Here is a 24,870-nt window from a genome sequence, read left to right on the forward strand (position 1 = left end):
GATTTGAATTCAAAAATACCTATCATAAATACATCTCTGTATTTTACTTTCATTTTGAATAATCCCTCTTGTTTTAGGTAACCTTCGAATCTAATCACAAAAAAAGAAACATAGTAGGAGTTATCTCCGTCCTGTGTTTCTTCCATTTCAAAATTTACATAACTTTAGTCGAAATTGTTATAAGTTCTCATCAATATAGTTGCAACATTCTTGTTTGGTATGAAAACATTCATGTACTTCATCGTTTTGAATTTCGTAAAATTTGATTGTACGCTCCACCATGTAACTTTGGATCATAACATGTTCACCGACCTGTAACTGTTCTATTTTTTTTAATAATGGATCTTCAGAAAAGTTATTTACGGTAAAAATACTAATTTGTTCGCCCATTTATACACCCCTAAAAATAAAGAATTTACATTACTCAAATTTTCTTTGGATAGTCAACACGTCAATGTGCATTTTTTAATATTGTTTATATAGTACTCTATCCTTATTATAAATCCTTCCATGTAATAAATTCAAAATTTTAGGATAATTAAATGGTTTTAGATTTCTAATTAAATAACTACAACAATGTTAAATCTATGGTCCTTTCATTAATTTATAAAATAATTCTTTATCGCCCGTGTCTAATGCAAAATCAATGAGCCACTCTAAATATTTCTTTTCAATTTCAGCAATGAGCTTCTCTGTTTCTGGTGTTATTTGTGGTTCATTTAACTTTTGTAATTTCGTAACGAAACGATTTGTATATGTCTTAATAACCGCGATAAGATTACTTTTTTCAGCGAGGTCTCGAAGGGTAAGTACTGTATTATTCGTGAACCTATAAATGGCGTTATCATTTACAATGCAATTTTTATTTATATCAAATTCTATGCAATTTCCATTGGTTGACTCTAAAAAGTACAATACACCATCGATATCAATCACAATATCACCTGCTAAAAAGTCCATAACTAGTGTTTTTCTAGAATTTATACGAATTCTACTTGGTTCATAACACAATACTTCCATAAGATTCTCTGCCTCCCCAATCAGACTTTATTTATATTTATTCACAATGAAGTTACATCTAATGGTTTGAATATCCAGTCTTTATGTAATGTATTCTAAAAGCGTAATTACATCTAGTTGGTTTTCTTATACGAAATCGGTAAATTTAAAAATTTCTAAACGACGTGCAAACATCATCATATGTATTTTGTTTTAGACAATTACACGTTGTTCTAATACCAATAAAGCTTCATTTACTTTTTCACCAGTACCTTTAACTTCATGCAACAATTTTATTTTTAAATCTCCATCATATGAAACGGTCTAATGTCTAATTACCTTAAAAACATGATGAACTAGATATCCTATAGCATGCGCATAGTTATCTGTATTTAGTAGTTCATTGAAGCTTCATATCATTGACAAGCTAATTTAGGGAAAAATAAAAGGCCCAAACTCAGTACAACAATGAGTTCAGACCTTTTTAACTGGGAAATATTCATTTTAACAACCTCTTAAATTTGTTTCTATTAACGGTATCTTATTATTAAAAACAACCTTTTAATCTATTCCGTAATGTATCTAATTGAACTCGAAGCCTTTCTTTGTTGATAGTATTTTAAAGAACTTAAAGTATAACACCTGAGAATTCCCCATTTAAAACTTCTTTTTCGTTTTGATTTTTACATACAAAAGTTGCGATAATAGCTGTTCTATTATTTTCTTGTCTTTCGTATTTTTCAATTTTCACTTCACAAATAATTGTATCCCCCGTAAACACAGGTCTTGAAAATTCGAAGTTCATATTACGAGCTATGACGTTATGATCTCCACCTACTTTTGTTGGTAAAGTTGCCGTTAATAACCCTTGAATAACAAGTCTTCCCTGTTCATCTGGTGTTAGATGATGAATCCCCTCATCACCTGAAATTGCTGTAAATATTTCAACATCCCTTACTGTAAAAGCCCGTTCAAACGTAATGATATCTCCTACATTTAATGGCATATAAATCGCCCCTTTTAATTAATCACGAAAATCCTGAAGTTTCCATTTTTTCGGTTTAATGTTCTTGTCCATCCATTTCTTTTGTGGTGCTTGGTATGGAGTGGTAGCGATTAAATAATTATTATGCCAGCTCGCTGCTCCGGAACGAATCATTTCATCGAGCAGGATTTGGATAAATTCTTCCGGCTGAAGCTGGAAAGAGTATCGTGCAAAATCTTGGAACCAACCACACTTGAGAAGGTAGTTTTTGATTTCTTCTTTTGCCAATCCGTTATGAATGATTAATGTGAATGAAAAAATCCTTTTGCAGGCATGCCAGGAAATTTTTTCTGGCGTCATTAGCCACTTTTCAAACCGTTCCCTTGCAGCATCAATAGAAGCCTTAGGATTCTCTATTTCAGATCCATGTCCTGAATATGCATGTTGAATACGGATTGTGGCCAACTGATCCAAACTTTCAAGTGATCGTTGGATAGACGAGACACCCTCTCGAAAAATATTTAACCAACCAATATCATTTTTATGAAAGAGATCCCCACATATTAATATCTCTTCTTCAGGTTCATATAAAGAAATATGTCCTAACGTATGTCCCGGTGTGTGTAAGACTCTCAGAATTCTACTTCCAGTCTGTATCTCATCATTTTCCGAAAGCTTAATATCAACTCGATAAGGTTCTACAGGCTGATCTAACCATTCTGCACTACAAGATTCAGGGTCACAAGAATTAATTAAATCGGCGTCCCATTTATGAGCAGCAATCTTAACACCATACTTTTTTTGGAGATGATAATTGCCTCCTACATGGTCACTGTGATAGTGCGTATTCACAATTAGGTGTAAATCTTCAGGTGATACGCCTACTTCTTTAATTAATTCCTCTGTCTCTTTCACATCACTCCCAAAACCAGTATCAATTAATATTGGTAGCTGATCCTTAATAAGAATCATGTTTGCACTCGGAAATTTTCTTTCAAAGAAAATAATACTAGATTGCCTCATTAGTTATTCCTCCTAAATCTTGTGAACTATAAGATTCTGATTGAACGTTCATTCAATTGAATTTTATGCATATGCAGAGTAATTTATCTTTAGTTAAGACATTCTTGATGAAATTCTTCTAGAACATTCTGAAATTCCCCTTTTTATTCAACTTAACTCCCCCGTTACTTAAAATACAATACTTCACAAACTTCTAAGTTACATCAATATCAAATACCAAAGTAGTTTCGCCATTTTTCCATTTCCCTACGACTTCATATACATAATAGCCTTCTTCAGAAGGAACTGTTAATACATTACCGACTAATTGTACTTCTTTAACTAAACCATCTTCATTCCATTGATACACAGTAATATAAGTAGTTTTATTCTCAAGTTCAATTTCTATTTCACTATTCTTTTCAACAGTTAAAGTGTCAAATTGGTCTGCAGCTTCAATTGGGGAGAAAGGGTCTAATTTTTTACTTTCTACCTCTTCATCCTTATATGTATAGAATCCTTGTATCAAATTATATTCTTCATTATCAACATTTATCTTTCCATCTAAATACATTGAACTTACTGTATTTTCCGCAAGTTGACTACACCCCATAAGAATAAAAGGTGTTAAAAATAATAATAAAAATTTACTCATTTGAATCATCCTTTTCAGATAGCGCTTCTTAACTACTTCGATATACATCTAATAATACCTCTTTATTACAAATTCAACTTCAACATGATAATCACCTATTCTACTTTGATCAACGCTCTCCTCGTTAGTTTAATGATATGCATTATCTAAAAAGAAATAATCTATAAAGGATTGGTCAATGAATCCCTCTTTTTTGGAAAGCGCAATGAACTAAAACAAACACATTACATAATATAGATATTGGTATGAAATATTAAAAAAGGATGATGTAAAAAATGACATTGTTGATATTGTGAGTATTTCAGTAATGGGAACTGGAACCCCTTCAGATGGTGGAGGAATACCTGAAGTCTGGGACGATAATTATTTGGACATTGATCGTTGGGAGAATGACGGCGGTAGCAGTCTTCGGACAAGAATTGACCGCGGACGTGATAGGAAAATGGATACTACTACTTTTAAATTTTGATAGAGGGAGGCAACCAGTCTCCCTTAATAACATTGTACCCACAGCATTACTCATTTATTTTTCTTTTGAACCAACAAGCGTCTCTTCAGAACAAAAGAAAACTCATTTGCAATTTATCATTGCAAATGAGTTTTCTTCATTGACTAACAGCTAGCTCTTAACTTAAATATAACTTGTTTTAATAAATCTAATTTAATTATTTTGCTCAAGGAATTGGTATATCGCCATCATCTCTTGTTTATTCAGCTCACGAATACGACTGAAAATCGGAATATGTGCAACTGCCTCAAGATTTAAACTTTCAGAAACAACATCACTTACTTTACCAGTTAACCATGTTTGTACGTCTATGCCTTCGATGATTTCCTCACGTCCTTCATCATTGATGCCACTTTCATAACAACTAACACAGGGTACCGATAATTTATACACACCATCATGGAGTCCATCTTCTGAAATTACTTTCTTCCCTTTACAGAAAGGACATTGATGACTTTTTTTAATCTTATTAATTTGAGTGACAATTTTTTTGTAACCAAACGCTTCATATACATAGGTAAGCTTTTTGAATTTTCCATTGGTAAAATACTTATCAATGATTGTTTCTCTCGTTTCGGTTATATTGTCAAAATCACAGATAGTGATCCGATTTTTCAAACTGATAGATTCGATATTACTGCTAATTTTGCTCCAGAATGGTAGGACATTTTGCAAAACCATTTCGTAATGGGCAAAACTACCCTGCTCCAGTTCAAACATTTTCAGAGTAACCTGTGTCTCTCTAGGTAATAGGGAAACATCTTCAGTCAAAGTCATATCACCGCCGACAATAGCCTTGAGTTTTTCTAGTATTTGTAACTTACCAACTGTTTCTATTACTTGATCAATAGGCTGCTGAATAATCTCACGAATATCAGTGTCGTTAAATTTTAGCTTTTTATGGTGGTTTAGCACGGTTCCTTGACAGATTGGACAGGTAATCATCTCTTTGGATGCTTTCATTTGCTCTTTAATAATCGATTTCGATACAACGATATAGCGTCCAATGATGAAATTAAAGCCTTCCCAAGTCCTCGACGCTTTTCCTGCTTTATCATAGAATGACTTTTCCCAATACCCGTATAAAAATGTGTGTTTTTCCGCTTCCGTCATGTCATTATAACTTTTACTTAGATCCTGACCAAGCTCATTCTTAATCTCATCAAAGAGGAATTGTAATTTTGGATATTGATAGAATTTTAAAACCTTCATCACTTCTGGATGGAATAGGCCATCCCAGAATGGCACGGTTTTGTTTTGAATAACAATATCAATATCAAATTTTTCTATCACTTGTCGGCCCGAGCAAGATGGACAATGGTTTTCTTGATTATAAAAATCGAAGCTATTCGTATTTTGATTGGTCGGATGAGCTGCTACAATATGGTTGATCAAGCCGCCCATTTCATATAGAAAACTATATTGACTATACAAATGACGTTCTAAATCAATGGCGATGACGGGGGCAATTGTTTCAGATTCGTACTCACCATAAATCAAACGAGCCATAGATGATAAGCTTTTTAATATACCACCCTTATAGACGTTTTCTGCATTTTTAAAATAGGCAATATGATTTTCTGTTAAGTAGGTAACGCCATTTTGTTGATTGCGTGTTGAAGAAATTTGTATTGGAACAACTCCGTCTTCACTGTTTTTTCGACGATAATAGTCTTCATGACTGACAACTTCCAGATGCTCCACTGGTGCAAGTTGTCTTTCACCAAAATCAACGATAAAATCAGAGTTTTCTAGCATATACGAATTATGTTCAATCATTATTATTGAGACAGATTCATCTTGCAAAATGCTTCTGAGACTATCGATGAATTGATTTAAAATATTCTGTGATAAACCTTTTGAAGGCTCATCAAAAATAAAAAGCGTATGTGGGTTTCTAGAGTTGGCAAACAGCTCAGAAACCAAATGGACACATTGAAATTCACCAGTAGATAAGGACTGAGTTTTTCTTTCCAACGTCAAATAACCTAGACCAAGTTTGATCAATAAACTCAATCGTTTATGAGCAATGTCTCCTTCTGGGAGTTCATCAATAATATCTTCAATCGAGCGTTGAAAAATAGCATCAATATCTTCACTATATTTGGTGAGTTTCCTTTTAATATCTAGAAACGTCGCAACTGTTGACCGACTCGTAATCGATTGGTTTCGTTCCTGCCCAACCATGACAATTTTATCTTTTGGATATCGCTTCAGAAAGTCTTTGGCTATACACTCATTTACAAGTGTCGATTTTCCACATCCTGATTCACCCGTAAACGTTACAAGTCTGTTTTGGGGAATTTGAATTTCTACCATTTGAATATTACGACAGTAAAGCTCTTTGAATTGATAGTAACCTGTTGGCAATGCTTCATTTCGTTCCCAAATGATTGGTTTTGGTCGTGGAGATTCTTCAACAATTTTCCCGCCATATTTCCCACTACCTGGACCAAAGAACAATTGCTCATCCGTTGTGTCGAGCACTGTGTCAGAATGATCAATGAGCCAAATTTGATTCTTAAAGCCCAGTTTTTTAATCTGTTCTAAAATTTTCAATAATGTTTGATGATCAAGGCCCACAGAGATTTCATCAATAATTATTACGGTATTTTCACTGGATGCCATGAATTCTGCTAAGTATAGTCGGGTTAATTCTCCACCTGACAATGTGCCCATAATACGATTTAATGTTAAGTAACCAATATTCATATTGATCATATTTTTGAGGATATGTTGTTTACCTTCACTAATATTTAAAACTTCTGCAAGAGATAAAATAGATTCAATGCTTAAGTCGTTTATATTAGAAATAGTATGTGGTTTATCAAATAAATCAATCATATATTGTTCAACTTCTTGATTAAAGCGCTTCCCCTTACACTTAGGACATTCGACATTTTTAGTAGTTCCGCGACCTTTACAACTTGGACACCAACCTAACTCATTATTAAATGAAAAAACTTCTGGAGACAAATTGAATTTTTCAGCAAGAGTAACACGAATGTCTTTGAATACGCCTGTATGTGTGCCAATTGTAGAACGTGGATTAGAAGAGATTGATGATTTTCCAAGGAAAAGGACTAATGGCATTTCTTCCATCTTGATGGCACTGAAATTTGTATCCATAATTGTAGGAAATAAATACTGATATTCAGCTTTTGGCAATAAAGAAACGAGACGCTTCTTGGATTCTTCGCCAATTGTTTGACAAAATGTCGTTTTACCAGATCCAGACAAACCAGCGATTCCTAACGACTTATCTACTGGTAGTACGGCATCTAATTTGTTAATATTATTCGCAATTAATTGATTGATTTTCATAGTGATGCCCTCGCGATTCTATAAATTTAATATTGCCATAATGATAAAAATTCAATTGAGTTTGTTGTGTTTTTTCGAATCGACAATTTCATACTAATTGTATAGGGATATTTCTATTTTGATCAATTCCACCATTTAGTGGTCTTTTTTACCCCAACTCCACAAAGTATATACTTAATGCTTAGTTATATTATAAAAACTTCTACAACCATCCTGCCCCGTTTGATAAATTATTATTAATACAAAATAGGTTATCTAATCAATCCCTTATTCCATTAAAAATGACGCTTTCCGTGTTCTGGAAGAGCGCCATTCTCATAAAGAAAGAGCGCCATTCTTGTTACGGAAATGCGCCCGATTGTTGAAGAATGGTTTATTAGTATAAACGATTAATAATTATCATTTCTTTTTGTTTGAAATATTCAAGTACACATTCACAAGGTTGTTTCTGAAAATCAGGCATGCTAGAGAATGAAGAAATCTTTTTACAGTTCTGCTAAAACTTTTCCGAGCTGATCACCCATATTTGTCCAAGCATATTTAGCTCCCTCGATAGCTCCTTGGCGTGCTTTTGTTTCTTCACTAAATCCAGTTTGATCTAGATGTAGATGGATAGTTCCATCTGAACCTTTTTTCAAAGTCCATGTAATAGTAGTGCTTTCCCCGGCACTTAACCAAGTGTAAGATAATGTATGAGGCTCGTCCACTTTGAGCACCTCGCAATCTACAATTCCATCCCACCACTCATTTGGCTCAGCTCGGAATTGAAATTTATGTCCTACGACTGGTTTAAAGTCATTTTTCCATATCCATTTCGCTAGTGTATCCGAATCTGTTAAAGCGTTCCACACCTGCTCGATTGAATTTGTAAATTGAAAATCTAATGATACATCTGGTTTCATTTTTTGTTCCTCCAATAAAAGATTTAATTTGATAATTTTTTCTTTCCAGAATCCTTCATAAAAAGATGCCCAATCATGTATTTCTTTCAACGGAGTGGCATTCAAACGATACCTCGTTTCTCTACCAACCCTTCGAGCAATTACAAGATCAGCACCTTTAAGGATAGCCAAATGCTTAGAAACTGCAGTACGGCCCATTTTAAAATGAACCGTAATCTCATGTAGGGGTAATTCTTCAACATCTGATAACATTCTAAGTAATTTTCGCCTTGTTGGATCGGCAACAGCGTCATAAACATCCCTAACTTGGCTTTTCTCGTTCAAAATCACCCCCACCTTTTCATTATTATTTCCTGTAAATTTATCGATTAAACTTCATATTAACCTAATGGGACACCTTTTAGTGTCACATTAATTATAGGACACCAAAAGGTGACATGTCAAGTTCCCCTGTTATTCCATTATCTAGGACTTTAATAAAGTAAGGGATGATTATCATGAAGACTTATTGCACCATATGTCGCCATAAATTTACTAGGTGAATACAATTTTAACTCTCAGTAAGTGGTCTATTTAGATTCTTTAAGACCACAAACCTTTTTAACGATGTTATATCTTGTGAATCGTCAGGGAAATAGTCTAAGCATTGTAATTCCGAATTTTCCTGACAGTACTGGGAATAATAAAATCTTATAGAAAATACGAGGTGGTGAAATATGAAAAAGATTATGCTTCTGTTTTTATTTTCATCTTGTTCCCTGTTCTTTTTTATGGCACTTGCAATAGCAAATGATAAACCTAGTCCATATGAAAAAATATATCCTGAGATGGGATACAAAACCGTAATAGCAGCTTCTAACGAATTCGAACAACATTATAATGAAAAACTGGAGTTACCACTTAGAGTGCCACCAATAAGTTTTACTCATTATTTTGGACGCTTTAGTGAGTATAATCACTCATTTGAAGTGGTTTTTATAAATGATCAGGCTTCTGAAAATCATTATAAAGTCGATATTCGACCTATCCAAGAGAGAATTCCTAATAGAAAGAGATATGTATTGAATACTTTTGAGCTTAAAAATGGAAATGAAGCAACGTTGATGAGAATTTCCGATTTTAATGTACTTGTTTTCGAAAGAGGTAAGTGGCAGTATATGCTAAGCATAGATAAAAGGGTTTCAGCTAAGGTGACAGCTGAAATTTTAGTGGAAATAGCTAATTCTATTGACTATCCAAGTGCAAAAGAAGGATCGTAATTCATGCAACTATAGTCTGAATAAAAACTAAGTTAGATTTAGTCAACAAGTCTAACTTAGTTTTATGTTTTTATGACTTGTTGGCATTCAATACTGCCTTCAATGGTAACAATTATAGTAGTCTCTATTTTGACTTATGAAATAACTAATAACATTTATAAAACTAAAGCAAACATTCGCTATAAATACATAGAGAGTCATTGCATCTCCACCTAAATTGAGTTCGTCTACAATGATTCCATCCATAAATAAAAATTGAGTGGACAATAAAACGTTGACGATAGATAAACTTACAACAGTAAACGCATTAATAAAGCGTTTCCGAACTTTTGGTAAGATGATTGCTATAAAAAGAAGAATTGAGATCAAAAGAATCGTTATAAAAAGTGGCCTAAATAGGGTAAAAACCCCTTCAAACAATTCATATGTATACATTTTGTAACTCTCCTTTTATTTCTCTCTGGTAGTACTTAGATAAAATGATGACGTATCCTGTATTATTCCTACAGAATACGCCAATCTTTATTTGTATTTTTCAATAAATCCTATGTCGTCAATTGGCCATATTGTTATATCAGCGTTTCCTACAATTTTATTCATTGGAACTAAACCAATGATTCGGCTATCAGTACTATTTCTACGGTTATCCCCCATTACAAAGACATAACCTTCAGGGATAACAGACATTTGCGTATATTCTTCTAGTGTAAAGTCTTCAGTTAATGTACCTCCATCCAATAGACTGCTTTTATATTTATTTAAATAAGGCTCATCATGGGGTTGTCCATTAATATATAATTGGTCGCTCTTATACTCGATATGATCTCCTGGTATGCCTATTACTCGCTTTATATAGTCCTTGTCCTCAGTTGCATGAAACACAATAATATCAAAACGATCAGGTTGACCAATTTTACTAACTATCATTCGTTCCCCACTTTCTAGAGTAGGCATCATTGATTCGCCTTCTACAATAATAGGAGTGAATAGAAAGAAGCGAAATATAAACGCAAGTCCAACTGCAATGAATAAGGCTTTTGTCCATTCCCAAAGAGAATTCTTTTCTGCTTTCACATTTGTCATTTATTTATCTCCTTTTAGTATCCCATTTAAGTATGTTTATTATGGAGGATTTCATTAGTTTCACTCTTTGCCATTTGTTTAATATATGAATACAAAAATACTTCATTCAATGAAAAGGCTATTTATTATTGATCTTCTCTACTTTTTATATGACCCAAATCATTCAATCTTTAAATACAACGAGTCTATTTAGTAAAATGTTCCAAAAGTTAATTGGTGTATTATTTCATTCCATGATTACTTCCTTTTACAAAACAAGTAATATACATGATAAGATATTAATGTAATTTTTCCGTTTTAGATAAGATTAGTTACTTTTTAAAAGGTAGAACAGATTTTTTGGAGAGTTACCATAACAAATAACAACTTAGAGAGGTTTTTAATATGAAAAAAACGAACATTCTAATAACTACTACGATGAGTTTTTCATTATTATTAAGTGGCTTATCGGCAACTAGCTCAACATCAACAACACCAACAGAAGCAACATCTATTACGGATGGTACTGAAATACATAGAGATATTACCAAGGTTAGCGCACCCGTAAAGAAGATTCAAACTTTGTACATATCAAACGTTCGTGCGAATGCAGGGAGTAAATATAAAGTGATTGCTTCAGTGGAAAAAGGTAAAGTTCTCACTTCATATGCTACAAAAAAAGTAGGTTCTACAACTTGGCATAAGGTAAAGGTAAATAACAAAACAGGTTGGATTTCAAGTACAGTAGTCAAAAGTTATTCGAGTAAAACATTGAATGTACCTTTTGTAAGTCAATTATCACCTGTGAATGCTCCATTTGGCTGTGAGGGAGCCAGTTTATTGATGGCTTTACAATACAAAGGCTATTCAAAAGTTGGCTTACGTACATTTTTAGATGATATGCCAAAAGATAAAGGTGGCAATCCATATAAAGGTTTTGCTGGTGGCAATCCTTATGCTAACCAAAATGGTGTATTCCAATCCATCTTCCCGAAACCATTAACGACTTATGGTAAAGAATATAGCAGTAAAGTAGCAAATGTATCTGGCTACTCTACTACTCAAATCAAAAAAGAATTAGATAAAGGAAATCCAGTCGCAGTCTACGTAACATTAGATTTTAAAAAGCCAGTTTGGGCCAAGTGGAAAATGGGCAGTGCAGGTACAAAGAGAATCGTTGATAATATGCATGTTGTCACAGTTATCGGATACAACAGCAACGGCTCATACTATGTAGCAGATCCAAACAGTAAGAAAGAAAAATATTGGGTCAGCAAGACGAACTTCGAACGCGCATACAATGCTCTTCAATGGGGCGTTGTAGTACGATAAAATGTATCCATCAAGTACATTACTAAATTTTTAGTAGTGTACTTTTTTATTGGAGATAATAACTTTTAATATTTTTACAGTTATTTAGCAGGTTTAAAAATAAAAAGCCGCGAATATTAATATAAACAAGAAAGGGGGTTTAAAATGAATTATATAGAAGAGTTAAACACTATTTTGAATATCAATAACATTTGGACTATCATTGAGCTTCTACTTGTTACTTCATGTATTTCTACAATACTTTTTATTTTATCCAAAAATCAAAATATATCTATTCTATCTTCCGTACCAGTCTTATTTGTCGTTTCGTTATTACACTACGGAATGTATCATTTTGTGCTTTACTTAATTGCATTATTATTACAAGCAGCAATCGTTTATAGTATGCAACATCAAAGTGAGTCAAAACAAATTCAAAAAGATAAAACAACTAGCAACATGGGTCTCGTTTCTAGTAATGATCAGTAAAATTCATTTGTGTATACAAAATTTCAAAAGGATAGAAAAAGCGATTAAAAAATGCATTATCTATCCTTTTACATTGCTAATCGATTTTCTACATATTTCACTAGATCCCCTATTCTCTCATCTTCTAAGGGTTTCTTCAAAGCTCAGACGCTCCATAGTAGAACCTAAATTATTTGTATAAGTTCAAAATCTAGTCATTATTATCTTCCCTTCATAAATATAAGACTGAATTCATATTAACTTATAGGCAAACAATCAGTTAGGCTTAGTGAGGATGATATAGTGACTTTAATTTATGTTATTGGGTATGTGTACACTGTAGGTGGCTTTAGCGTTGGTGGCATAATTGCGTGGATTTTAAGAGGTGTTCAAAAGAAAATTGATATCATTTACGGTATATGCGCAGGTTTAACTCTCGGTTTGTTAAGCTTTGAGATTGCTCCTGAGGCAATCATTCTCGGTAGTTTGATCACGTTTATCCTAGGTTTCTTTGCAGGTGTGATATTGTTTCAAATTGCTCATAAACTTTTACATGTTCTATTTGGCGCCACTAAAAATCATGTAAAAAATGGTGCGTTACAGACTGGGGTTTTGTTAATGCTTAGTATTACTTTCCATAATTTACCTATAGGAATTGTGCTAGGAGCAAACCAAAACTCAACAGTCAAGGAATCGCTGTTACACACTATCCTACTTCATAATATACCTGAGGGCATTATTGTATTTACCCCTTTATTTATAGCTGGTCTTGGAGTATGGACCTTGTTCTTTTTAACTTTGCTTATTTCTCTCCCAGTTGGCATTGGTGCTTACATAGGTAATTCAATTGGTATTGGCAATCCAATGATTTGGTCGTTTGCTATTAGTTTAGCCGCGGGCACAATATATATGGTCACTATCAAAGAAGTATTACTTGAATCTATTAAAGATTCATCTGGAGTGTTGATAATAGCAGTCATTAGTTTTTTTGCAATTGGTGGATTTCTTTTTCTTATTTAGTTTTAAACGAATAAAATGCTATTTGAGTTGAAGTGATATCACAAAGTTAATAAATCTTAGAAAAAAAGCTGGTCAATCCACCTGACCAGCTTGCTGAAATTATTTAACGATAATCATAATAATTAAAAATACAGGAATAAGAAGTAGCTGTAAAATATTTCTTAACAACACTCCATTTTCTTTATATAAACGCCATCCAAATAATAAATCCATACTAGAAAATAATGCCATGAAAGCACCAAAATAAAAATAGCTGATTGCTACCATATTTGATCCATAGATATTTATTAAACTTAGAGCAACTACAGATATCACTATTGAAACAATTATTCTAAAAGGAGTCTGTTTCACTCGTACTTTAGGAAAGGTAATATTAAAAACTCGATTTAAAAGCATTTTGATTAAATATTGAAAAACAAAAACTATGCCTAAAATTAGAAAAATATTTCGCCATTCATGGTTTTGCTCTTCAATTTCCACTAAATCTTCAAGAATGAAACGGTATTTTAGATGAAACATTTCACGTGTTTCCCAATTTTGCATAAATAACTCTTGAGATGTATTCTCAAATATTTTTAATTTTATTTCTTGACCTTTAACAACTATTATTAAATCTGCAATAGCCGATAATTGTTCATTGTTTATTTGTGCTATTTCATTTTTTTGTATATGAGTGATAATCGAATCTATATATGCGGGATCGGTTACTTTTTGTACATTAATATAAGCTTTTGATCTTTTGCCATAAAACTTTTCATTTTTTGTTTGGCTATTTTCAAGACCCAGAGTATAAATTGCTTCAACCTGTTGACTCGATACACCTTGTAACGCCATTGATGCATTCTGATATGGATTTTCACTATTATTTGGACTTAATGTAAGTACTGTGATTAAGAGCACAAAACAAGTCGCAATGAGGATAAAAGGATATTGGAGTCGTGGCCAAAAATTCGTCTTTGTATCCACCTCTTCAATTTTTTGTAGTAATTCATCATAAGTTTCTTGCTGTTTACGTAAATTACGAGAAGGATTCTTTAACTTATCGAATTCTGAATCAAAGTTCTGTGACATATGTCTATCCCCTTTCCTCATATATCTTCTGCAATGCCTTTAAAGCTCTAGCAGTATTGTTTGTTACTTGCTTTTCAGAGCATCCAAGAAAATCAGCCGCTTCTTTGACACTCAGCCCATCAATCTTTCGTAAAACAAGAGCTTCTCTATATGGCAGTTTTAATTCTTTAAGTGCCTCATATAAAGTAGCAACTGCTTCTCCCCGTTCTAAAATATCGCTGGGTGTCTCTTTTTCAACCCGATCATCCGTATGTACAAATGGTATAAACTTTACAATTTGCTTGCGTCGAAAATGATCATAGACAAGATTCCTTGCAATACGTTTTATCCAAATTTTCACAACGGCTTCTTCACGAAATGTAGCAAACTGCTTATACGCCCTATAAAATGTTTCTTGTGTCAAATCTTCTGCCAATTCTTTGTGCTGAACCAGATAAAATATGTATTGATAAATCGCATTATTAAGTGTTTGATATAATTGTTGAAATGACATTTTATCCATTTAATCCCTCCTTCTTAACTATAGACGATTGAAGGGGAATTTCTACTCAGTTTTTTGTTTTTTTTAATCTACATTCTCGACTCTTCATTGATCACTACGTTCTACACTTTATCTAAAGTTGAGAAGTAGATTCAAGAAATGATAGAGGTTTTGAGTATAAGCCGTGATTAATTAATCAAGACGTATTTTCATTAGTTAGCTCGTACTATCAAAATCAAGAATAAATGAACAAGTAATAACTATTTATGTTTTCTAACTTTGCTAATGGCTGCGGTAGATTAATAAAGGTTATCGCTTTTTTCTGTCGAATTATAGAACTAGGAAAGTTAAATTAGTTTAATTGGAATCTCGTTTTTACCATCGTAAAATTGGAGAAGTACTATTTGTGCAATTAACTTACTCGATATTAGTACTATCTCACATGATGTAGGGAGGATTTCTTATGATATTTGATAGTCAAGATAAAACAATAACCACTAAAAGGCTTGTACTAAGACTGTTTCAAAAATCTGATGCAATAGCTATTACTAAACTTTGTAATAATTATAATATTTATAAAAATACATTGTACCTACCCTTTCCATACTCTTTACAAGATGCATTAACTTGGATTGAACCTCATTTTAATAACTTTAATGCTAATAAATCATATGAATTTGCCATAACAGATAAGAATACAGGAGAATTATATGGAGCTATCGCGCTATCTAACAATCAACAGTTTAATAATGGTGAAATAGCCTATTGGATTGGTGAAGAATTTTGGGGAAATGGATATGCTACAGAGGCAGCGCAAGCTACTCTACAATTTGCATTTAAAGAAAAACAATACCATAAGGTTTTCGCTCGTTACTTCAATTCAAATCCAGCTTCAGGGAGAGTTATCCAAAAATTAGGTATGAAACAAGAAGGTATATTAGTTGACCATGTGAAGAAAGAAAATCGATATGAAGACCTGGTATATTATGGGATTATTAACTCATGAGGATAATAATCGTATATTTCAAAAGGCTATTTTATGGATATTAAGGAAGGCAAAATAAACACCTACAAATTTGAGGTGTTTATTTTACTAATTAGTGCCTACTCTATTAGAATAATGTCTCCTACGTCCTTTAGATCCGTTAATACATAGTTGATTCTTATAAGCTCCATCAACAATAGTAAGGCTACTTTTTCCCCTACTTAAACAATTTATTATAGTCATTCTCCACTCTAGACTCACTTCCGAATAGTTCTCTCCAATCTTTCAAAGAATAGTTTTAATGTTAATTTTGGTTTTAATTAAAGTGGGTATACTGCAAAAATGTTCATTTTCGCTGAAATCCTATAAGTAAAAAAGGAAATATTCCACCTTACGTCGAAACTGCATTAATAAGAAAAGTTTGAGGAGGTAATATATGCGAAAGAAGATTTTGGTCTTATTTGTTTTTGGTCTTATGTTGCTTACAGCTTGTTCAAATACGAATGGTTTTGTAGAACTCCAACATGCAAAAGCTAATACTGATTCATCTAAGGAAAATGAAAGCAATGCAGAAAATTCAACTCAAACAATAAAAAAGCTTAAAAAAGATATTACTGTTTATAAGATGGAAAAAGAAAACTTCGCAATTATAAGTAACTTATCTAGAGACTTTGTTCAAGCGCAAAAAACAGGCAATCAAAAGCAACTACATGCATTAATGGCAAAGGAATTAACGTTAAAAAATAAAGATAATGGGTTATATGTCATCATAGATAATGTAGATTGGCTTTTATATACGCTTGACGGTAAGAACTATTTAGATGATTGGGTAATTCAAGGATACGATTATAATCACAATAATCAAACATTCAACATCTTTATTAGAGAATTTTATAAAAGTAATAATGTTGAGCTTGTTAGTCCTCCAACATTCCTACATTTAGTATTCAAAAAGATGGACGATGAATGGAAAATCATTAATTTAGAATTCGACGTATAGATTTGAACTGAGATAATGACATAGGGCTACCCCAAAAGTTGTTTTCACCAACTTTTAGGATAGCCCTTTTTATATCTATAAATCAAAATGTAAATTTTCACTTAGCTCTATAGCTAAACATTCCCTTTTACAAAACAAATAATACCCCAGCATTAAATGCTGAGGTATTATTATTTACTCATTATTTACGATAAGAATTGATTAGACTTTGCTGCCATGATTGGAATTTATCCTTATAATGCATAGACTTTTCTTTAAAACCTTGCCATCTACTAGCTGCTTTTTGCTTCATATGAGCAAATCTTAATTTGAAATTGGGTTTGAATTGTGGTTTCTTAAATAGTTTTATCTTACCTGTTTCAAGTTCATCCTCAAGTATTTCAATCGCACGATCTATATTCGCCTCTTTCATTCCTATTCGTAAATCCAAAAGGAGCAAAGGGATCAAACATAGAATCACGAGTACAAGTAAAAACAGAATTACCATTTCTTAATCCCCTCCCATCATAAATTTCTTAATTAACATGTAATTCCCTTTTTTGTATGTCTAAACACATCATTGGAAAGTTCATCATTATTTATTCGTCGAAATTTAGATTATTAGGGCGATTTAGAGTATGGTTAGTGGATGATGACGATTAACATACAAATCATTAATAAGTAAATAATGATTTGTATGCTTAAATACAACTTATATTTTTGTTGTACCTTGGAATCATGGTGTTCACGAATGAATATCCAATCGAAATAAAATTTGCTAAAAATAGCTAATGTTAAGATGGATAATAGTACTAGGATGTTTATAGGCTGAAAATAAAAAGCAAGAAATACAATTGCTAGTAGACAAACAACCACTATAATCAATTGTATAATTCGATCTCGATTTTTTCGTTCTAGTTTTGGAATACTAGGAATAAAAGATAACTTTAACACTAAATATTCGATTAACCTCATTAATGCAGGAATAATATTCACTATTATTGATATATAAAAGGGTTTCATATTTAGTTTAAACAGAAATAAATCGATGAAATCTTCATCAAAATTGCCGGACTTGGTATTAATCTCAAAATAGCGGTCGGTTTCCATGTCCCTTAAAATGGATGGCTCTCCAGGATTTTCATATATTTTAATATGCCATTCCCGTCCATCTCTTGCTTGCAATATTAAATCATTAAAAGGTGAAAGTTCATTCTTATTTATATGCTGAACTTCTTTTAGGTGACTAAAATAATAACTAAATGTTGAAAGTTGTTGTTTATCTTCAATTGTATTCATATCCAAGTAAAGTTTTGAAGCTCTTGCTAAAAAGCTCTCGAAATTTACATCTTTTGACCAATCAACATAATATATGCGTTCTAGCTCTACTGTAGAAGTAAAATTGGTTATTGGTTCAGTAGCTGTTTTAGCTGTTTTTTGTAAAGGGCCATTAAGAGTTGTCAGCAGTAAGATGATACAGACAACAACAGTGGATGCAAGTATAACAGGAACTCGCCAATTCACTTTCTTTGTGGGTATCCTGTCAATCCGATTCGAAAGTTTTTCGAGCGTGTGTAACTTCTCCTGGTGTGAACGCTTTATAGTATTTAATTTCTGTAATTTGTCATCTAAACGATCCATCATCATGACCCCCTTCTTGTAAAATCTTTTTTAGTGCAACGATTGCACGAACTGTGTTGTTTTTAACTTTTGCCTCAGTACATTCAAGGAACTGGGCTGTTTCTTTCACTGAGAGTCCTTCAATTTTACGTAACACAATCGTTTCTCTGTGATTTAATTTCAACTTTCTTAAAGCCCCGTATAGAATCGCCATTTCCTCACCTGTTTCAAGTACTTCAATCGGGGTTTGTTTATCGTCTTGATAATCCACCTTATTTGTAAGAGGTAAGAACTGAATTAATCGCTTTTTGCGATAATGATCATAGACAAGGTTTCTTGCAATTCGCTTTAGCCAAGTAGTGATTGTGGCTTCAATCCGGAACGTTTGAAATTGCTTAAATGCATTGAAAAACGTTTCCTGCGTCAAATCTTCGGCAAGTTCCTTATTATTAACCATAAAAAATATGTATTTATAAATGCCATCACTATGTAAAATATAGAGCTGTTTAAACGGTTCCTGCATAAGCAAATTCCCCCTTTCATTAATAGACGAACGACTTTGCATTTGGAATCAATTAAACTTTAAAATATGTAATCTTTGTATAAAATAAGGCGTGCACAAATTTGCAATAGAATCTTTAAATCATAGCAAATAAAAAGAAACTATTTTGAACCAAAACCGTTCAAAAATGTTTCTTCCAAATGAACTGTTAAATTAGTTTTATAAAAAGAAAATATTTGTTAAGAAAACAATATTGTACTATCTATGCCATTATTAAATCGATTTAGCCATTGTTATATTCGTAATTTCATAGCCTAACTTCTCATATAATCCTCGTGCAATTTTGTTATGACCAAATACGTGAAGTCCAATTTTGGTTATTCTTAGCTTTTTAGCAATAATTTCGGTTTCTTTCATAGCTTGCTTACCATATCCTTGCCCTTGATGTGGCTCATAAATGATAAAGTCGTAAATAAAGCCTTCATTTGGATTTATAGCTGATGTTTGAGCAATCCAAATCATTCCTACTAATTGTTGGTTGTGAAAGATTGAAAATAAATGATTCTGCTCTGATTTCTCATCTTTTGGTAATAGTCGAGCAAATTCTTTTTTAGATAGATCAATTGCTTCATCTTCACTCCAATTGCCTGAAGTCACTTTGTCTTTTGCAAAGTCTTCAATAGCAAAAGACAGATACTGCTTAAACTCTTCTTGATTCATCGGTTTTAATGTAATCACTTTATTACCTCCTAATATTTTGATGATTCTACTTTTTTTATCATAGCATATGTAAATAATATAAAAGTAAACCGAAGAACATTATTTGAAGGCAGAACTTAGCTACACATTGAAATGCTTACATAAAAAAAGAGTGACTAATGTCAGCTCTCTTTTAAATAGATTCTACTTTTAATAGGTTCATATTCTAACAGCATTCCTTCATATACCTCTTCAAATCCTGGTAAATTTCTAAAATCATTTGGTGTAAGTAATGATGTTCTTTTATCCCAAAAAATAACACCAGCTCTATTTAATACTTCTCCCACAAACTGAGAGCAAAAAAAGGAATTCCGGGGTTCAATAGGTTCATTAAATGCCACACCCACTATTCCTAGTAAATTATAATTATACAGGTTTTTATTTTTCTCAAATTTATCTATTATATTCTTCAATTTTTCTATTTTTTCTTCATCCACTTCAAATTTATATAGAACGCATTTTGTTTGTGGGAATGCTCTATATGTACCTTCTAATACATCTTCTTTCACAAACCCACTATTTATAGGGTTTCTTGGATGCCTTCTTCCGAAACTGTACATTTCATTTAAATTTATATCAAAAGCGATGGATGCGTGATTGTAAGGAGCTTTTGTGTATTGCTTAATTGTTTTTGAAAAAAGAGTTCCCGTATCAGTTAATAAAATATAAATATATTTCTTTTTCAAATTGAATTTCCTCCAATCCTTCTCTACACCCTTTAGAGTATTAGTGTCTTTATTATAAATACGAAATCTTAAAAATACCTTAAGTCAATTAAAAGAATCCTTAAATTAAACTTGTAAAATTCAGATTATGATACTATCGAATTTATCTTTCTGGTGTGTTTGTGAACAAAGAACAAAATTTCTTAAAATCTTCTCATTTAATTTATATATTTTGATATTCTATGTGGTTGGTTGAAGTTGTAAGACTCCAGTCATGTTATTTCATTAACGAGCAAATAAAAGTAAGTCACGTGTAGATTTGAATCAAAGTTTAACTGTTTATAGGAAAGTCGTACCGTTTTGAATAGATGAATAAGAATTATCACTGGTGCTTGGTAATAAATATTGAATTATTTTTCAAACATCGATTTAGCTGCATATAAAAAGAACCTATTTTGAACAAAGTTTGATCAAAATAGGTTCTGATTTATTGCTATTCTTATTAAAATACAATTTAATAAATTCACGAACAAAGAAAAATGCTTAAAAAATGCTGTTTTCCGGGCAGCCAGAGAAAATCTGGTTGCCCTTGGGTGATTTTTATTAAGCTCTCACACAAAGCAGCTAACTTCCACTTTCTTAAACTTGAAACGGCTGTTTTTCATCATAATATTCGACTAAGACCACTCAAACTGTTTAATAATATCCTTTTTTAGTTTATCCAAGGGTTTTCTACCAATTAGCGAAAAGGAATCAATGCCATAAATAGAATCTTTCAATTGCATTAATATAATATTCATTGTCTCTTTATTTAGATTTTCGCCGATGAATGATAGTCGGATATGGTCTTCTAAAAGACTACTTGCACATGATTTTCATACATCACATTTAAATAGATTTCCGCAAATCCCCCCCTATATCTCCAGCTGTAGGAACCGTTAGGTAATACTACCAAATTCTACCTTATTTCTTCGGAGTTTCTACTTCAGAAACAGGTGTCCTAAAGTCAGAGCTTGCTTCGTTGTTTCGCTTATCGCTTCTGCTGTATTTGCTGAAAGCGGTGTAGCTGCTGATTCAACATTCACTACTTCGACTTCTTCTGATACATCAATTTCCAATTTTTTATTGTTTGCCGACTCAAAATGTTGAGCGATTCCGCGCGTTTGGTATTTTAAACAGTAGTGCAAGTTCTAAGCAATTCGAATGACTAACTCGGTACTGGAAATAATCTCCAATACCAATCATTTATTCAAAAATTCTAGCTGCTTTTTAGCAATATCTCTTGTAAGTTTTCCCAACATAAAGTTTTTATCATCTTCTACCCTCGGATAAATGGCACTTAGTAAATCTTCTTCATTTATAAAAACTAAATCAAAAGTATTTAATAAAGTGCTTAAATAAACTTTATTATATATATGACTTTTTCTAATTATAGATTTCACATAATTTTTATGATATTTATTGTAAAATTTTTCAATACCAAAATCCTTTATATTCCCTTTAATTTTAGTTTCTTTTAATATATCAACTGGATTAACATTAATTTTAATATCAAATTCTGTGCTATTCCCTACGAACATTTCATAATAATCAATTTCACTATTTTTATTTTCAATTTTTTTTGATTTCTTCACGTTAGTAACATCAATTACAAATTCAATTTTATCAGCTATTTTTTTTTCATATGGTGAATAATTTTTTTTGAGTGTAAATTCCTTTGTTGATTTCAAATCAGAATTACATACTTTACAAGCTGGAACTAAATTAAAAATTGATACTGACAAAAAAGGATATGTAGCTTTGTCAAAAAAATGGTCTAAAGTTGCCCTAGTTTTTTTTCCTTTATCATTGTATAAAAATATAAACTGTGAACTACAATAAGGACATATAGATATATTCAGTTCATTTAAAAATAAATAGGCATTCCAATTTGTAGAGGAATAAAAATATTTATATTCCCCTTCAAAAATCTCTTTCATCTCCAACAACATACGACGTTCTTTTTTCCCAATCCACCTATCACGACCTCTTACTTTTTTGATTTCTTCATTATCGTTTAGTCTAAATTTTCCCATCATTTTTTCATACTCAAAAATTATATTGTTTAAGGTATTTAAATCCCCTAATATAATTTCCTTGAATTTTTTTCTTAGATGTAAATAAATATTCTTTATATCTAAATCACTCTCATTATCAGTCAGTTTTTCAAACTGTTTATACAGTCTTTCTTCATTTGAAGCATTTTCTCCAAACACCCAACCCTCATGCAGATCTAGGATTTTTTGAGTGATTTCCAGTTCAATCATTCTTCCATCCTCATTTTCTTTAAAAGTTGAATTTCGGTTTCTAAATTATTTATTCTTTCGTCAATTGCACTATTTGAACCTAAGTCTACTTTATCTTTAAATATTCCAATCAGCTTATTTCTAACTAAAGGTTCACCTATATTATCAATAAAAGCCTCATATCGAGATTTATTATTAGCTACATATTTAGGTGTGGAACTAATAATTTCTCTAGTAATCATATTAATTTGATTTTTTCCGTACCTTCCAATTAAACCATCTTTTAAAAAAAATGAATTTGCAAATAACTCTAATATATTTGCACCTAATGTACGAGGACTCCCCTCTAGATTAATAGAATCTTTTCCTCCTACAAACAAAACATTAGAATTGGGGAAATCTGATAATACCAGAGGAGAATGAGTCGTGAGAATTAATTGTACTTTTTCTTTGAATGTTACTTTTAAAAATTGAATAAAATAGTATAGCCAATCTTTTTGCCATTGAGGATGAAAGTATAAATCACCTTCATCAATTAATAATAAGTAACTATTATCATTCACATCTTTTATTTGTAAATCTTTAAAAGTACTGTATATTCGCCCAAATAAACTTAATAATCCATGTTCTCCACTACTTAATTGGGTCCATGCAAAATTAAATAGTTGATTATTTCCAAAAACATCTTCATGATTTTTTATTAATTCTTTGATATCTTCTGAAGTACTTATATATGCATTATTTTTACTTGGTGTATCCAATTCCAAATCGTAATTTAAATATGTAAATTTAATTTCTGATACTTTTTCGGCAAAACACTTTATATCATCGGATATTTTAATTAATTTTATTTTCAAATCTTTTATTGATTGTAGATCAGCTGATGAATATTCATGCAAATACATTTCTACTAAAAACGGTAAAAAACTGAATATATCATCTTCTCTATATTCCCCGGTAATCTCCAGAATTTCTCTTGCATCTTCTAACATAGAAAAAGAAGTTTCTTCATACATATAAGTTACATAGGGAATCTCCTCATAAAAGTTTATAAAGTGCTGTCTTATTTCTAAATCAATTAAATATAAATATTTTTTTAATAGATTTTCTAAAATTTCTATTTGAAATTCATCAAGATTACTTTTTGGGATAAAACCAAAGAAATCTTTTATTACATCTCCCTCAAAAAAGACTTCGACAAATTCATAAAAATCATCGATATCAATGTCTAAGAACATTTCACTTTCAATTAATTTAACATTTATGTAATCGGGTATTTTTATTATCTCTAACAATTCAAAACTATTAATAAAGTCATAAATAAAATAAATTTGTTTTTCAAATTCTTTATTTAAAAATTCGACTACATTCTCACTTTCCAACAGCAGGTTATTAGTTGATATATCATTACAAAAGAATGTATCTTCCACGTATCTATCATCTTCAAACGAATCAGAACTTACTAATTTTTCAACACCTCTCATATATCTTACATCAAACACATTAGTAAAAAAAATTGCTTTAGGCATATTATGTTTTTGTGTTTTGAAATCTTTTACATTAAACCTAAATTCTACCTCTTTGTTTTTCTGTACCACATTAGATTCTTCATCCCTATCACCGATTTTTTTAATAACAATTTCATCATTCTGACTTTCCACATTTACCTTTTGATCTTCTTTAGTAATATTTTGAATGATGATTCTATCCGAACCATCATTAAACACAATCAAGTATTTTGTACTAAATAAGTCATTTTTAATAAAATCGAGAATAAAATCTATAATTGTTGATTTCCCAACACCATTTTCACCGACTATTGCCGTAATATCAATTCCAGTATTTTCGATATCTGAAAAATACCATTCAATATAATTACTATCTTTATCAACTTTTAATACATTATTTTCACTCTCGAAAGAATACTTAAATTGACTTCCGAGGTTGGCCTGGAAATCTGTTAATTGTTTATATTTAGCAAACCATAAAAATTCTAATTTCATTACTCTCCCCCCATTTCACATACTT

General features: G+C 31.6%; 25 protein-coding genes and 1 pseudogene. 7 read left to right on the forward strand and 19 right to left on the reverse strand.

Features of this window, described 5'->3' with window-relative positions:
* Positions 1 to 177 precede the first annotated feature (177 nt).
* The 5 genes from ACQKM9_RS04710 to ACQKM9_RS04730 all read right to left on the reverse strand — a co-directional run bounded on the left by ACQKM9_RS04710 (position 178) and on the right by ACQKM9_RS04730 (position 3,641).
* On the reverse strand, positions 178 to 390 hold the full coding sequence (locus tag ACQKM9_RS04710; protein ID WP_427733124.1) for a hypothetical protein: 213 nt from the start codon (positions 388 to 390) through the stop codon (positions 178 to 180).
* Positions 391 to 585: 195 nt separating this feature from the next.
* Complete coding sequence (locus ACQKM9_RS04715; RefSeq protein WP_427733126.1) at positions 586 to 1,020, reverse strand: IDEAL domain-containing protein; 435 nt, start codon at positions 1,018 to 1,020, stop codon at positions 586 to 588.
* A 607-nt stretch (positions 1,021 to 1,627) separates the two neighbouring features.
* Positions 1,628 to 2,005, reverse strand: coding sequence for an enoyl-CoA hydratase (locus ACQKM9_RS04720; RefSeq protein ID WP_427733128.1), 378 nt, complete (start codon positions 2,003 to 2,005; stop codon positions 1,628 to 1,630).
* Between the two features lie 18 nt (positions 2,006 to 2,023).
* Complete coding sequence (locus ACQKM9_RS04725; protein ID WP_427733130.1) at positions 2,024 to 3,007, reverse strand: MBL fold metallo-hydrolase; 984 nt, start codon at positions 3,005 to 3,007, stop codon at positions 2,024 to 2,026.
* 193 nt (positions 3,008 to 3,200) lie between these two features.
* Positions 3,201 to 3,641, reverse strand: a complete 441-nt coding sequence (locus tag ACQKM9_RS04730; RefSeq protein ID WP_427733132.1) for a hypothetical protein — start codon at positions 3,639 to 3,641, stop codon at positions 3,201 to 3,203.
* A gap of 292 nt (positions 3,642 to 3,933) precedes the next feature.
* Here ACQKM9_RS04730 and ACQKM9_RS04735 point away from each other — a divergent pair, with 292 nt between their 5' ends.
* Positions 3,934 to 4,110 (forward strand): hypothetical protein, encoded by a 177-nt coding sequence (locus ACQKM9_RS04735; RefSeq protein ID WP_427733134.1) that lies wholly within the window; start codon positions 3,934 to 3,936, stop codon positions 4,108 to 4,110.
* 192 nt (positions 4,111 to 4,302) lie between these two features.
* On the opposite strand, the gene ACQKM9_RS04740 is transcribed toward ACQKM9_RS04735, so the two are convergent.
* The 3 genes and pseudogenes from ACQKM9_RS04740 to ACQKM9_RS04750 all read right to left on the reverse strand — a co-directional run.
* Positions 4,303 to 7,473: an ATP-binding cassette domain-containing protein gene (locus tag ACQKM9_RS04740; protein WP_427733136.1), complete on the reverse strand. Its 3,171-nt coding sequence runs from the start codon at positions 7,471 to 7,473 to the stop codon at positions 4,303 to 4,305.
* A gap of 485 nt (positions 7,474 to 7,958) precedes the next feature.
* Positions 7,959 to 8,375: an SRPBCC family protein gene (locus tag ACQKM9_RS04745; RefSeq protein ID WP_427733390.1), complete on the reverse strand. Its 417-nt coding sequence runs from the start codon at positions 8,373 to 8,375 to the stop codon at positions 7,959 to 7,961.
* 138 nt (positions 8,376 to 8,513) lie between these two features.
* A pseudogene (locus ACQKM9_RS04750) lies at positions 8,514 to 8,627 on the reverse strand (ArsR family transcriptional regulator); the annotation flags it as partial.
* A gap of 464 nt (positions 8,628 to 9,091) precedes the next feature.
* On the opposite strand from ACQKM9_RS04750, the gene ACQKM9_RS04755 reads away from it, so the two are divergent.
* Positions 9,092 to 9,634, forward strand: coding sequence for a hypothetical protein (locus ACQKM9_RS04755; protein WP_427733138.1), 543 nt, complete (start codon positions 9,092 to 9,094; stop codon positions 9,632 to 9,634).
* A 522-nt stretch (positions 9,635 to 10,156) separates the two neighbouring features.
* Here the strand turns inward: ACQKM9_RS04755 and lepB are convergent.
* On the reverse strand, positions 10,157 to 10,717 hold the full coding sequence (lepB, locus tag ACQKM9_RS04760; protein WP_427733140.1) for a signal peptidase I: 561 nt from the start codon (positions 10,715 to 10,717) through the stop codon (positions 10,157 to 10,159).
* A gap of 384 nt (positions 10,718 to 11,101) precedes the next feature.
* On the opposite strand from lepB, the gene ACQKM9_RS04765 reads away from it, so the two are divergent.
* From ACQKM9_RS04765 to ACQKM9_RS04775, 3 genes are all read left to right on the forward strand, one after another.
* A complete protein-coding gene (locus ACQKM9_RS04765; RefSeq protein WP_427733142.1) occupies positions 11,102 to 12,028 on the forward strand; it encodes a C39 family peptidase in 927 nt (308 codons plus the stop codon).
* Between the two features lie 144 nt (positions 12,029 to 12,172).
* On the forward strand, positions 12,173 to 12,496 hold the full coding sequence (locus ACQKM9_RS04770) for a hypothetical protein (protein ID WP_427733144.1): 324 nt from the start codon (positions 12,173 to 12,175) through the stop codon (positions 12,494 to 12,496).
* Positions 12,497 to 12,778: 282 nt separating this feature from the next.
* Entirely contained in the window at positions 12,779 to 13,495 is a 717-nt protein-coding gene (locus ACQKM9_RS04775) for a ZIP family metal transporter (RefSeq protein WP_427733145.1), read from the forward strand.
* 99 nt (positions 13,496 to 13,594) lie between these two features.
* Here the strand turns inward: ACQKM9_RS04775 and ACQKM9_RS04780 are convergent, their stop codons facing one another.
* Positions 13,595 to 14,566: a hypothetical protein gene (locus tag ACQKM9_RS04780; RefSeq protein ID WP_427733147.1), complete on the reverse strand. Its 972-nt coding sequence runs from the start codon at positions 14,564 to 14,566 to the stop codon at positions 13,595 to 13,597.
* A 4-nt stretch (positions 14,567 to 14,570) separates the two neighbouring features.
* Positions 14,571 to 15,068, reverse strand: coding sequence for an RNA polymerase sigma factor (locus tag ACQKM9_RS04785; protein WP_427733149.1), 498 nt, complete (start codon positions 15,066 to 15,068; stop codon positions 14,571 to 14,573).
* Positions 15,069 to 15,510: 442 nt separating this feature from the next.
* Between ACQKM9_RS04785 and ACQKM9_RS04790 the strand changes: the two genes are divergently transcribed.
* Together ACQKM9_RS04790 and ACQKM9_RS04795 are read left to right on the forward strand one after the other, a co-directional pair.
* On the forward strand, positions 15,511 to 16,053 hold the full coding sequence (locus ACQKM9_RS04790; RefSeq protein WP_427733151.1) for a GNAT family N-acetyltransferase: 543 nt from the start codon (positions 15,511 to 15,513) through the stop codon (positions 16,051 to 16,053).
* 415 nt (positions 16,054 to 16,468) lie between these two features.
* The gene (locus ACQKM9_RS04795) at positions 16,469 to 17,032 is read left to right on the forward strand and encodes a hypothetical protein (RefSeq protein WP_427733153.1); all 564 of its coding nucleotides are present in this window, start codon (positions 16,469 to 16,471) and stop codon (positions 17,030 to 17,032) included.
* Between the two features lie 181 nt (positions 17,033 to 17,213).
* Here ACQKM9_RS04795 and ACQKM9_RS04800 read toward each other — a convergent pair whose 3' ends face one another.
* The 8 genes from ACQKM9_RS04800 to ACQKM9_RS04835 form a co-directional block, all read right to left on the reverse strand.
* Positions 17,214 to 17,519, reverse strand: coding sequence for a hypothetical protein (locus ACQKM9_RS04800; RefSeq protein ID WP_427733155.1), 306 nt, complete (start codon positions 17,517 to 17,519; stop codon positions 17,214 to 17,216).
* A 134-nt stretch (positions 17,520 to 17,653) separates the two neighbouring features.
* Complete coding sequence (locus ACQKM9_RS04805; RefSeq protein WP_427733157.1) at positions 17,654 to 18,652, reverse strand: hypothetical protein; 999 nt, start codon at positions 18,650 to 18,652, stop codon at positions 17,654 to 17,656.
* Positions 18,636 to 19,154 (reverse strand): RNA polymerase sigma factor, encoded by a 519-nt coding sequence (locus tag ACQKM9_RS04810; RefSeq protein WP_427733159.1) that lies wholly within the window; start codon positions 19,152 to 19,154, stop codon positions 18,636 to 18,638. Before ACQKM9_RS04810 ends, ACQKM9_RS04805 begins: the two co-directional genes overlap by 17 nt.
* A gap of 252 nt (positions 19,155 to 19,406) precedes the next feature.
* Positions 19,407 to 19,871 (reverse strand): GNAT family N-acetyltransferase, encoded by a 465-nt coding sequence (locus tag ACQKM9_RS04815; protein ID WP_427733161.1) that lies wholly within the window; start codon positions 19,869 to 19,871, stop codon positions 19,407 to 19,409.
* Positions 19,872 to 20,014: 143 nt separating this feature from the next.
* Positions 20,015 to 20,578, reverse strand: coding sequence for a hypothetical protein (locus tag ACQKM9_RS04820; RefSeq protein WP_427733163.1), 564 nt, complete (start codon positions 20,576 to 20,578; stop codon positions 20,015 to 20,017).
* 959 nt (positions 20,579 to 21,537) lie between these two features.
* Positions 21,538 to 21,744: a hypothetical protein gene (locus ACQKM9_RS04825; RefSeq protein ID WP_427733165.1), complete on the reverse strand. Its 207-nt coding sequence runs from the start codon at positions 21,742 to 21,744 to the stop codon at positions 21,538 to 21,540.
* 54 nt (positions 21,745 to 21,798) lie between these two features.
* The gene (locus tag ACQKM9_RS04830; RefSeq protein WP_427733166.1) at positions 21,799 to 22,863 is read right to left on the reverse strand and encodes a hypothetical protein; all 1,065 of its coding nucleotides are present in this window, start codon (positions 22,861 to 22,863) and stop codon (positions 21,799 to 21,801) included.
* Positions 22,860 to 24,845: an AAA family ATPase gene (locus ACQKM9_RS04835; RefSeq protein WP_427733168.1), complete on the reverse strand. Its 1,986-nt coding sequence runs from the start codon at positions 24,843 to 24,845 to the stop codon at positions 22,860 to 22,862. The genes ACQKM9_RS04830 and ACQKM9_RS04835 overlap by 4 nt, the downstream gene beginning before the upstream one ends.
* Between the last annotated feature and the right edge of the window lie 25 nt (positions 24,846 to 24,870).

It is taken from the genome of Viridibacillus sp. NPDC093762 (assembly GCF_050279675.1).
Taxonomy (GTDB): domain Bacteria; phylum Bacillota; class Bacilli; order Bacillales_A; family Planococcaceae; genus Viridibacillus.

Excerpts from the sequence above, each read along its gene's own strand:
- ACQKM9_RS04795 (WP_427733153.1), top strand. The coding sequence starts at position 16,469 with ATGCGAAAGAAGATTTTGGTCTTATTTGTTTTTGGTCTTATGTTGCTT.
- ACQKM9_RS04780 (WP_427733147.1), bottom strand. The coding sequence starts at position 14,566 with ATGTCACAGAACTTTGATTCAGAATTCGATAAGTTAAAGAATCCTTCT.
- ACQKM9_RS04730 (WP_427733132.1), bottom strand. The coding sequence starts at position 3,641 with ATGAGTAAATTTTTATTATTATTTTTAACACCTTTTATTCTTATGGGG.
- ACQKM9_RS04755 (WP_427733138.1), top strand. The coding sequence starts at position 9,092 with ATGAAAAAGATTATGCTTCTGTTTTTATTTTCATCTTGTTCCCTGTTC.
- ACQKM9_RS04715 (WP_427733126.1), bottom strand. The coding sequence starts at position 1,020 with ATGGAAGTATTGTGTTATGAACCAAGTAGAATTCGTATAAATTCTAGA.
- ACQKM9_RS04765 (WP_427733142.1), top strand. The coding sequence starts at position 11,102 with ATGAAAAAAACGAACATTCTAATAACTACTACGATGAGTTTTTCATTA.
- ACQKM9_RS04770 (WP_427733144.1), top strand. The coding sequence starts at position 12,173 with ATGAATTATATAGAAGAGTTAAACACTATTTTGAATATCAATAACATT.
- ACQKM9_RS04720 (WP_427733128.1), bottom strand. The coding sequence starts at position 2,005 with ATGCCATTAAATGTAGGAGATATCATTACGTTTGAACGGGCTTTTACA.
- ACQKM9_RS04800 (WP_427733155.1), bottom strand. The coding sequence starts at position 17,519 with ATGGTAATTCTGTTTTTACTTGTACTCGTGATTCTATGTTTGATCCCT.
- ACQKM9_RS04830 (WP_427733166.1), bottom strand. The coding sequence starts at position 22,863 with ATGATTGAACTGGAAATCACTCAAAAAATCCTAGATCTGCATGAGGGT.
- ACQKM9_RS04790 (WP_427733151.1), top strand. The coding sequence starts at position 15,511 with ATGATATTTGATAGTCAAGATAAAACAATAACCACTAAAAGGCTTGTA.
- ACQKM9_RS04725 (WP_427733130.1), bottom strand. The coding sequence starts at position 3,007 with ATGAGGCAATCTAGTATTATTTTCTTTGAAAGAAAATTTCCGAGTGCA.
- ACQKM9_RS04805 (WP_427733157.1), bottom strand. The coding sequence starts at position 18,652 with ATGGATCGTTTAGATGACAAATTACAGAAATTAAATACTATAAAGCGT.
- ACQKM9_RS04740 (WP_427733136.1), bottom strand. The coding sequence starts at position 7,473 with ATGAAAATCAATCAATTAATTGCGAATAATATTAACAAATTAGATGCC.
- lepB (WP_427733140.1), bottom strand. The coding sequence starts at position 10,717 with ATGACAAATGTGAAAGCAGAAAAGAATTCTCTTTGGGAATGGACAAAA.
- ACQKM9_RS04745 (WP_427733390.1), bottom strand. The coding sequence starts at position 8,375 with ATGAAACCAGATGTATCATTAGATTTTCAATTTACAAATTCAATCGAG.
- ACQKM9_RS04785 (WP_427733149.1), bottom strand. The coding sequence starts at position 15,068 with ATGGATAAAATGTCATTTCAACAATTATATCAAACACTTAATAATGCG.
- ACQKM9_RS04810 (WP_427733159.1), bottom strand. The coding sequence starts at position 19,154 with ATGCAGGAACCGTTTAAACAGCTCTATATTTTACATAGTGATGGCATT.
- ACQKM9_RS04835 (WP_427733168.1), bottom strand. The coding sequence starts at position 24,845 with ATGAAATTAGAATTTTTATGGTTTGCTAAATATAAACAATTAACAGAT.
- ACQKM9_RS04710 (WP_427733124.1), bottom strand. The coding sequence starts at position 390 with ATGGGCGAACAAATTAGTATTTTTACCGTAAATAACTTTTCTGAAGAT.